Below are 8,854 nucleotides of genomic sequence, written 5' to 3'. Positions count from 1 at the left end.
ACTCGAAGATCGATGCGTGAACTCAAGGGCCTCCCTCCGGGGAGGCCCTTTTTTTTGGAACCGGTTTCGCGGCGACACGCCCGCGGGGCGTGCGCGGACGATGGATGGCCGCGGTCGTGGGAATGACGCTGCGGAAATCTGGTCCGCGCGACGGGATGTCGCGGGAGGTTCGTCGCCGCGTGCGGGGACAATGGATTCCCGCGTTCGCGGGAATGACGGCGGTGATGTTGTACCGATCTGCGTGACGAGAGGGCCGTTGAAGGCTTGCTGTCGAACGGGCGGGATCGATGACGCCGCGCGTCGCACGGACAATGGATTCCCGCGTTCGCGGGAATGACGGCGGTGGGGTGTGGCGGTCCGTGCGTCGGCGCGACGGCTGGTCGTTGTAGACAGGCTGCCGAACCGTGTGGCATCGACGACGAGACGCCATTCCGGCCCGCATCTGATCGCCGCCGCCGCACGTAAATCCGGACGTCATGCCCGCGAACGCGGGCATCCATGGAAGCCGCGGCGCCTCAGCCGAGTTCGTCGGCGTCGGCGAGGTCGAGCGCTTCGTCGATGACCGGTTCCAGTTCGCCGCGCAGATGCAGGCGCGCCAGCGCGGTCAGGCCGGCTGCCGTGTCGGCGTCGTCGGGATCGAAATCGTCGTCGTCGAGCAGCGCGGACAGCAGTCCGAAATAGGAGCGGTCGGCGACGCCAGCGGCGTCCAGCAGCACGGCCGGCAGCGACCAGCTGCGCGCGTCGAGATGGCGCGTGCGCGGCGCGGCGCTGTCCAGCAGCAGCCACGGCACCGGCTGGCGCATCGCGTCGCGTCCGTCGTCGAAGCCGAGCTGCGCGTACACCGGCGCCAGGTCGGGCAGGTGGTCGCCATAGAACAGCAGCAGGGTACGCCGCTGGCGCTGCAGCAGCGCGTCGGCGAGGCGGCCGAGTTCGCGATCGGCATCGTCGAGCAGGTAGAGGTAGTTCGCGAACCAGCCGCGTGCGCCGGCGTCCAGCTCCTCCGGCATCGGCAGCGCGTCGAGCCGCCGCGCGTCCAGGCCGGGCCGCCAGTCGAACGGACCGTGGTTCTCCATGCTGATCGCGAAGACGAACTGCGGCGGGCCGTCGTCGGCGAGTTCGTCGAGCACGCGGTCGGTCATCGCGGCATCGGCGGTGAACAGGCCGACGATCGGCGCGTCGGCGAAGGCGGCGCCGTCGACGAAGCGCTCGAAGCCGAGCGCCTCGTAGGCGCGCGTGCGGTTCCAGAACGCTCCGGCGTTCGGATGGATCGCGACGGTGCGATAGCCCTGCGCTCCGAGCGTGCGCGCCAGGCCCGGGTATTCGTCGCCGTCCAGCTCCAGCCACGGGTACTGCACGCCGCCGAGGCTGGTCAGCGGCACGCCGGTCAGCACCTCGAACTCGGTGCGGATGGTGCCGCCGGCGTAGGTCGGCACGGCAAGATCGCCGTACGTCGCCAGCGGCGTCAGGCGGTGGTATTCGCGCAGCCAGCGGCCGCTCAGCACGCGGCGCAGGCGCGCCGGATCGAACAGCGATTCGCTCTGCACGACCACGATGTCGGGCGGTTCGGCCGCGCTCGCCGCCGCGGTGGCCGCGTTGCGCAGCGCCGGCGCGTGCAGGCGCAGCAGGTTCAGCGCCGCGTCGCGATCGGCCGCCGGCACGCCGTTGCCGGCGATCTCCCAGTGGTAGACCAGCAGGCTGCCGATCAGTCCGGTCTGCAGCACGCTTTCGGTCAGCGCCCACGGGCGGAACGCGGTTTCGGTCGACTGGTACAGGCCGCGCCAGGGCGTCGAGCCGACGGCCAGCCCGACTCCGGCGAGCAACGTGGCTGCGCCGAGCGTCGGGGCGCGCCAGCCCGACAGCACGCGCAGCCGGCGCTCGCGGCACAGCGCCAGGGTCAGCGCCACGGCGACGGCGATCAGCACGAGGTGGAGCAGGTCGACGTGCAGGTACTGCGAGAACAGCCGGAAGGCCGGCCCCGGCTCGGCCAGGAAGCGCAGGTCGGCCGGCAGCAGCGGCGTCTGCAGGCTGCCGAGCTTGACGCTGTTGGCCGCGTACAGCCCGCCGACCGCCAGCAGCACCAGCCAGCTCGCCAGCAGCACGCGCCGGGTCAGCGCGAGCAGCAGGCCGAACACGGTCAGCGCCGGCAGCGCGTTCAGCGCCAGGCGCTGCACGATGTCGTGCTGCGGCAGCGAGTACAGGTCGATGCCCGGATCGAGCTGGCCGACCGCGAACAGGATCGCCAGGGCGCAGGCAAACACGCGCACGCCCTCGCGCACGGCGCGGGGGCGGGACGGGGCGGGAATGTCGAATATGGCGTTCATGACCAGCGCGTGACGATGCCATGACAGGCGCCGGCTTGCATGAATCCCGAGTCATTTTGGTGAAGCCGTGCCGGGATCGACCGCCGCGGCGGGTGGGAGCCGGCCCGCCGCGCGCTGGCCGCCCGTACGAGCCTGCTGCGACAATCCGCGCATGCTTCCGCAAGCGAACTGGCCGCGCGCGACCGCCGCCTTCCTCAACGAACGCCTGTCGCGGCTCGAGCACGCCTGCCGTGAGGCCGGCGTGCCGTTCTACGACGACGCCGGCGTCGACGACCACCTGCAGCGCGTGCTGCTGGCCAGCGACTTCGCCTACGAGAGCTTCCTGCGCGATCCGCGCCTGCTCGGGCCGGAATTGCTGCAGCTGATGAGCGATCCGCGCCACGCCGACGCGCGCGCCGGCGCGCTGGCCGACCTGCACGACGACGAGCTGCGCGCCGAGCTGCGCCACTTCCGCCGCCGCGAGGCGCTGCGCCTGATCTGGCGCGACGTCAACGGCGCCGACGCGGTCGAGACCACGCTGGCCGGCGCCTCGGTGCTGGCCGAGGCCTGCGTCGAAGCGGCTCTGCGCGGCGCCGAACGCCAGGTCGCCGCGCGCCACGGTGTCGTGCGTGACGCGCACGGGCAGCCGCAGCGCCTGGTGGTGTTCGCGCTCGGCAAGCTCGGCGGCGGCGAGCTGAACTTCTCCTCCGACATCGACGTCGTGTTCGCCTTCGCCGAACACGGCGACAGCGACGGCGCCCGTTCGCTCGACGCCGGCGCCTACTACGCGCGCATCGGCCAGGCGCTGGTCGCGCTGCTCGCCGACCACGACGCCGACGGCTACGTCTACCGCGTCGACCTGCGCCTGCGTCCGTTCGGCAGCGCCGGCCGCGTCGCGCTGTCGTTCGCCGCGATGGAGCAGTACTTCCAGCGTGAAGGCCGCGACTGGGAGCGCTACGCCTGGATCAAGGCGCGGCCGGTCGCCGGCGACCGCGGTGCCGGCGCGCGCCTGCTCGATGCGCTGCGGCCTTTCGTGTTCCGCCGCTATCTCGACTACGGCGCCTTCGCCGGCCTGCGCGAGATGAAGGCGCTGATCGACGCCGAGGTCGCGCGCAAGGATCTGGCCGACCATCTCAAGCTCGGTCCGGGCGGCATCCGCGAGATCGAGTTCATCGTGCAGCTGGTGCAGCTGATCCGCGGCGGCCGCGAGCCGACCCTGCGCGCGCGCGGCCTGCTGCCGGCGCTGGCCGCCTGCGAGCAGCTCGGCTTCATTCCCGCGGCGCGCGCGCAGCGGCTGCGCGCGGCCTACCGCTTCCTGCGCCGGCTGGAAAACCGCGTGCAGATGTTCGCCGACCAGCAGACGCACGAGATTCCGGCGGACGCGGCGATCCGCGAGCGCTTCGCGCTGGCGCTCGACCGCGACGGCTGGCCCGCGCTGGAGCGCGAACTGCAAGAACACCGCGCCGCGGTCGCCGAGGAGTTCGGCTCGCTGATGGCGGTCGAGGCGCGCAGCACCGCGCAGCAGACCCAGGCGCACTGGAGCGAGCTGTGGCGTGCGCTCGACGGCGGCGACGGCGTCGACGCGCGCGCGCTCGCCGCGGCCGGCTTCGATCCGCCGCAGGAAGCCGCCGCCGAACTGGAAGCCCTGCTCGGCAGCACGGCCCTGCGCAACATGTCGGCGCGTTCGCGCGAACGCCTCGACCGCGTGATGCCGGCGCTGTTCGCCGCGGCGGCGGCACAGGCCGAGCCGGTGCGCACGCTGACGCGCCTGCTCAAGCTCGCGCATGCGGTCGCACGCCGTTCGGTGTATCTGGCCCTGCTCGACGAACAGCCGGCGGCGTTGCGGCGGCTCAGCCGCGTGTTCTCGGCCAGTGCCTTCCTCGCCGACCGCGTGATCGCCCATCCGCTGCTGCTCGACGACCTGTTCGACGACCGCGTCGACCAGGCCGCGCCGACGCGGCGCGAAGCCGAGGAGGAACTGGCACGCCGTCTCGCCGCGCTCGGCGAGGCCGATCCCGAGGCGGAGATCGAGCTGGTCCAGGAAGTGCGCCAGTCCGCGCTGTTCCGCATCGGCCTGGCCTTCCTCGGCGGCCGGCTCGACGCCGTCGCCACCGCGCGCGCGCTGGCCGAAGTTGCCGAAGTCGTGCTCGCCGCCGTGCTGCGCATCGCCGAACGCGACCTGGTCGCCGCGCACGGGCGGCTGGGCGATCGTGCGCACGACGGCACGGGCCTGGCGATCGTCGCCTACGGCAGCTTCGGCGGCGCCGAGCTCGGTTTCGGTTCCGACCTCGACCTGGTCTTCCTCTACGACGGCGAACTCGCCCAGTCCGAGTCCGACGGTGCGCGTCCGCTCGACGGCCAGCGCTACTACGCGCGCCTGGCGCAACGCATCGTTCATCTGCTCGGCGTGTTGACGCGCGCGGGGCGGCTCTACGAAGTCGACGTGCGCCTGCGTCCGGACGGCAGCAAGGGCATGCTCGTGCTGAGCCTGGCCGCATACGAGGCCTACCAGCGCGAGCGCGCCTGGACCTGGGAGCTGCAGGCGCTGGTCCGCGCCCGTGCCGTCGCCGGCGACGTCGCGCTGGCGCGCCGCTTCTCGCAGCTGCGCGAGGACCTGCTGGCGAACCCGCGCGACGCTGCGGCGATCCGCACCGACGTCGTCGCCATGCGCGCGCGCTGGCGCGCGGAGCGCGACCGCTCCGACGCGCGGCAGTTCGACCTCAAGCAGGGGCCGGGCGGTCTGGTCGACGTCGAGTTCCTGCTGCAGGCGCTGGTGCTGGTGCACGCCGCGCGGCACGCCGAACTGCGCGGCAGCGGCAATTCGTCCGAACTGATCGCGCTGCTGGCGAAAGCCGGCGTGCTCGACACCGCCGATGCCGACGCGCTGTCGCGCGCGCACGCGGGGCTGCTCGAGTGTGCGATCCGTTGCACGCTCGACGGGCGCCCGCGCATGGTCGCGCGCGGCGACGCGGTCGAACGCGACGCGTCGGCGGTGCGCACGCTCGCCGCGCGGCTGGGGTTCGACTGGAGTCCGTAGCGAAGCGGAAGCGTCGGCCATCTCCGATGCCGTGACGCGGTGTCAGTCCAGGGTCGAGGAGCGCAGACGCCTCGACGCGTCCGGTATCGTCGATCGCTTCACGCCGTCGTCATCGGCGTCTGGAAAAAAGCGCGGCGCATCGTCATGTTGGGCGTCGCCCCGACGCCACGAGGACGCCATGAGCGCGAACCATCCCCGCCCCGAATGCGACGTGGTCCTCAAGGGCGGCATCACCAGCGGCGTGGTCTATCCGCTCGCGCTGGCACGGCTGGCCTCGCACTACGTGCTGCGCAGCCTCGGCGGTGCCTCGGCCGGTGCGATCGCCGCGGCGGCTGCGGCGGCCGCGGAGTACGGGCGCGCGCAGGGCGGCTTCGAGCGGCTCGCCGAATTGCCCGAGCAGCTCGCCGCCACCGATGCGGCCGGCGCGACGCACCTGTTCCGCCTGTTCCAGCCGCAGGCGTCGACGCGACGTCTGTACCGCCTGCTGGTCGCCGGCCTGATGCCCGAGCGGCCGCACTGGGGACTGGCGATCTGGCGCTGGCTGTGCGCGGCGGTCACCAGCTTTCCGTTCGCGGCGCTGACGGCGGCGGTCTTCAGCGTGGCGCTGCTGTGGGCGCTGGACGTGCGCTCCGGCGAGGGCACGTTCTGGATCGCCTGCGTGGCGGCCCTGTTCACCGCCGCGCTGGTGTTCGTCGTCGCGCTCGCGCTGTCGATCGTGCTGTACGCGCTGCGCCGCGTGTCCGCCAACGGCTACGGCCTGTGTTCGGGCCTGGGCGAGGCCGATGCGCTGACGCCGTGGCTGCACGCGACCCTGCAGTCGCTGGCCGGCCTGGATCCTTCGCGGCCGCTGCGCTTCGGCGATCTGTGGTGCGGTCCCGTCGCCGATCCCGGCTATCGCGTCGACGCGGCGACGAGCGATGCGCAGCAGCGCTTCGTCGACCTGCGCCTGATGACGACCGCGCTCAATCACGGCCGGCCGTACAGTTTTCCGCTGGCCGACGAATCGTTCTGCTTCGACGCGGACGAGATGCGGCGCCTGTTCCCGGCGGTGATCGTCGACGCGATGATCGCCGACTCGCCGGGCCGCTACACCGACGGCCCGCTCGCCGGCCGCTACCGCCTGCCGGCGATGGCCGACCTGCCGGTGCTGGTGCCGCTGCGCATGAGCCTGGCCTTTCCGCTGCTGCTGTCGGCGGTGCCGCTGTGGCGGCTGCGCGTCGAGCCGCGGCCGCGCCGTCGCGGCGCGTGGCGCCGCGTCGCCGAGAAGGTGTGGTTCTCCGACGGCGGCATCTGCAGCAATTTCCCGATCCACTACTTCGACGTGCTGGTGCCGTCGCGACCGAGCTTCGCCATCGATCTCGTCGACGGCCGCTACCTGCCGGCGCAGGCGGAGGACCCGCGCGATTTCGTCTGGATGCCCGAGCACAACGGCAGCGGCGGCGGCACGCGCGTGGTCGACGTCGACGCCGGTTCACGGCCGCGCCTGTCCGGCTTCCTGCGCGCGATCGTGGTGACGATGCAGGGCTGGGGCGACGGCATGCAGCTGCCGATCCCCGGCTATCGCGACCGCATCGTCGCGGTGCGCCTGCGCGCCGACGAGGGCGGCATGAACCTGCGCATGTCGCCGGAGCTGATCCGCCGCCTGGCGCGGCGCGGCGAGCGCGCCGCCGAATTGCTGCTCGAGCACTACGCCGCCGAGGCGCCGCCGCGCGGCAGCGTGACCGGCTGGCGCAACCATCGCTGGGTGCGCTATCGCGTCGCCATGCGCCTGCTCGGCAAAGCGCTGGAGGAACTGCGCCAGGTCGAGGCGGCCACCGCGGAGAGCGCGGCCGCGCTGCAGCCGATGCACGCCGATCCGCCGAGCTACGATTTCCGCTCCGAACGCCAGCGCGCGGCCGCGCTGGCCGCCTATCGCGAGCTGCTCGCGCTGGCCCAGCGCTACGCCGACGAGGCGGCCGAACTCGGCTATCCGATCTTCGAGCACGATCCGTACGACGGTCCGCGGCCGCGCGCGCTGCTGAGCATCCGGCCGCCGCTGTGAGCGGCGGCGCGGCGGCGAGTCAGGCCGCGTCGCGCCGCCTGCGCCAGCGCCGCGCCAGCTCGCTGCAGGCGGCGATGCCGAGCGTCAGCGCCGCAGTCGACAGCAGCTGCAGGCGCGGGCCTTGCGTGCACATCGCCAGCGCGAAGACCGCGCCGAGCATCGCCAGGCCCAGTCCGCTCAGCCACGGAAAGCCCGGCATGCGGAACGCCAGCGGCGTGCCGGCGCGATCGGCGCGGCGGCGCAGGATCCATTGCGACAGCAGCGAGATCGTCCACACCACCAGGCAGGTGGAGCCGACCAGGTTCAGCAGCGCCGGCAGCACGCGCGACGGATAGAGCAGTTCCAGCCCGGTGGCGAAGAAGCCGAACGCCACGCTCGACAGCACCGCGACGACCGGCACCTGGCGGCGGTCGAGGTGCGCCAGCAGGCGCGGCGCCTCGCCGCGCTCGGCGAGCGAGAAGATCATGCGCGAGGCGCCGTAGAGGTTCGCGTTGAGCGCCGACAGCAGGGCCACCACCGCGACCAGGGTGATCGCCTCGGCCGCGCCCGGAATGCCGGCGTGCTGCAGCACCGCGGCGAACGGCGACTTCAGCGTTTGGCTGGTCCACGGCACGACCGCGATGATCACCGCCAGCGAGCCGACGTAGAAGACGAGGATGCGCCACACCACGGTGCGGATCGCGCGCGCGATGCTGCGTTCCGGATCCTCGGTCTCGGCCGCGGCGACGGCGACGATCTCGGTGCCGCCGAAGGCGAACACCACCACCAGCAGCGCCGCGCCGATGCCGGCCCAGCCCTTCGGCGCGAAGCCGCCGTCGGCGAAGAAGTGGGTCAGGCCCGGCGAGGCGACGCCGGGAAGCAGGCCGAGCAGCAGCAGGGCGCCGACACCGATGAAGGCGAGCACCGCGACGACCTTGAGGATCGCGAACCAGAATTCGAACTCGCCGAAGTTGCGGATGCCGAGCAGGTTGATCGCGGTGAAGACGAGCATGAACACCAGCGAGGTCGGCGCCACCGGCAGTACCGGCCACAGCGTCGCCAGCAGGCCGGCGGCGCCGACCGATTCGGCGGCGATCACGACCACCAGCTGCGCCCACCACAGCCAGCCGACGGTGGCGCCCGCGGTGGCGCCCATCGCGTCGGCGGCGTACACCGAGAAGGCGCCGCTGGTCGGCCTGGCCGCGGCCATCTCGCCGAGCGCGTGCATGACGATGATGACGAGAGCGCCGGCGAGCAGATAAGACACCAGCACCGCCGGGCCGGCGGTCTGCACGCCGATGCCCGAGCCGAGGAACAGGCCGGCGCCGATCGCGCTGCCCAGGCCCATCATGATCAGCTGGCGCGGCTTCATTGCGTGCCGCAGCTGCGTCGGATCGTGGTCGCCGACGGGGGCGGAATGCGCGGGTTCGGATCGGGACATCGTCGGTATCGGGAAAACTCGGGGCGCGCGAACGGTAACCGCAGCGCGCGCCGGCG

The 8,854-nt window shown here is 72.7% G+C and carries 4 protein-coding genes; 2 read left to right on the top strand and 2 right to left on the bottom strand.

Annotation, left to right across the window (positions count from 1 at the left end; translation table 11 throughout):
* Nucleotides 1-515: 515 nt before the first annotated feature.
* A complete protein-coding gene (locus ACFO6Q_RS16725; protein ID WP_380022254.1) occupies nucleotides 516-2,321 on the bottom strand; it encodes an LTA synthase family protein in 1,806 nt (601 codons plus the stop codon).
* Between the two features lie 151 nt (nucleotides 2,322-2,472).
* Here ACFO6Q_RS16725 and glnE point away from each other — a divergent pair, with 151 nt between their 5' ends.
* Nucleotides 2,473-5,337: a bifunctional [glutamate--ammonia ligase]-adenylyl-L-tyrosine phosphorylase/[glutamate--ammonia-ligase] adenylyltransferase gene (gene glnE, locus ACFO6Q_RS16720; RefSeq protein ID WP_380022253.1), complete on the top strand. Its 2,865-nt coding sequence runs from the start codon at nucleotides 2,473-2,475 to the stop codon at nucleotides 5,335-5,337.
* A 178-nt stretch (nucleotides 5,338-5,515) separates the two neighbouring features.
* Complete coding sequence (locus tag ACFO6Q_RS16715; RefSeq protein WP_380022252.1) at nucleotides 5,516-7,378, top strand: patatin-like phospholipase domain-containing protein; 1,863 nt, start codon at nucleotides 5,516-5,518, stop codon at nucleotides 7,376-7,378.
* Nucleotides 7,379-7,397: 19 nt separating this feature from the next.
* Here ACFO6Q_RS16715 and ACFO6Q_RS16710 read toward each other — a convergent pair whose 3' ends face one another.
* Nucleotides 7,398-8,798, bottom strand: coding sequence for an amino acid permease (locus ACFO6Q_RS16710; RefSeq protein WP_380022251.1), 1,401 nt, complete (start codon nucleotides 8,796-8,798; stop codon nucleotides 7,398-7,400).
* Nucleotides 8,799-8,854: the final 56 nt, after the last annotated feature.

It is taken from the genome of Dokdonella ginsengisoli, assembly GCF_042652785.1.
Taxonomy (GTDB): domain Bacteria; phylum Pseudomonadota; class Gammaproteobacteria; order Xanthomonadales; family Rhodanobacteraceae; genus Dokdonella_A; species Dokdonella_A ginsengisoli.
This window is presented reverse-complemented; position numbering and strand designations above follow the sequence as displayed.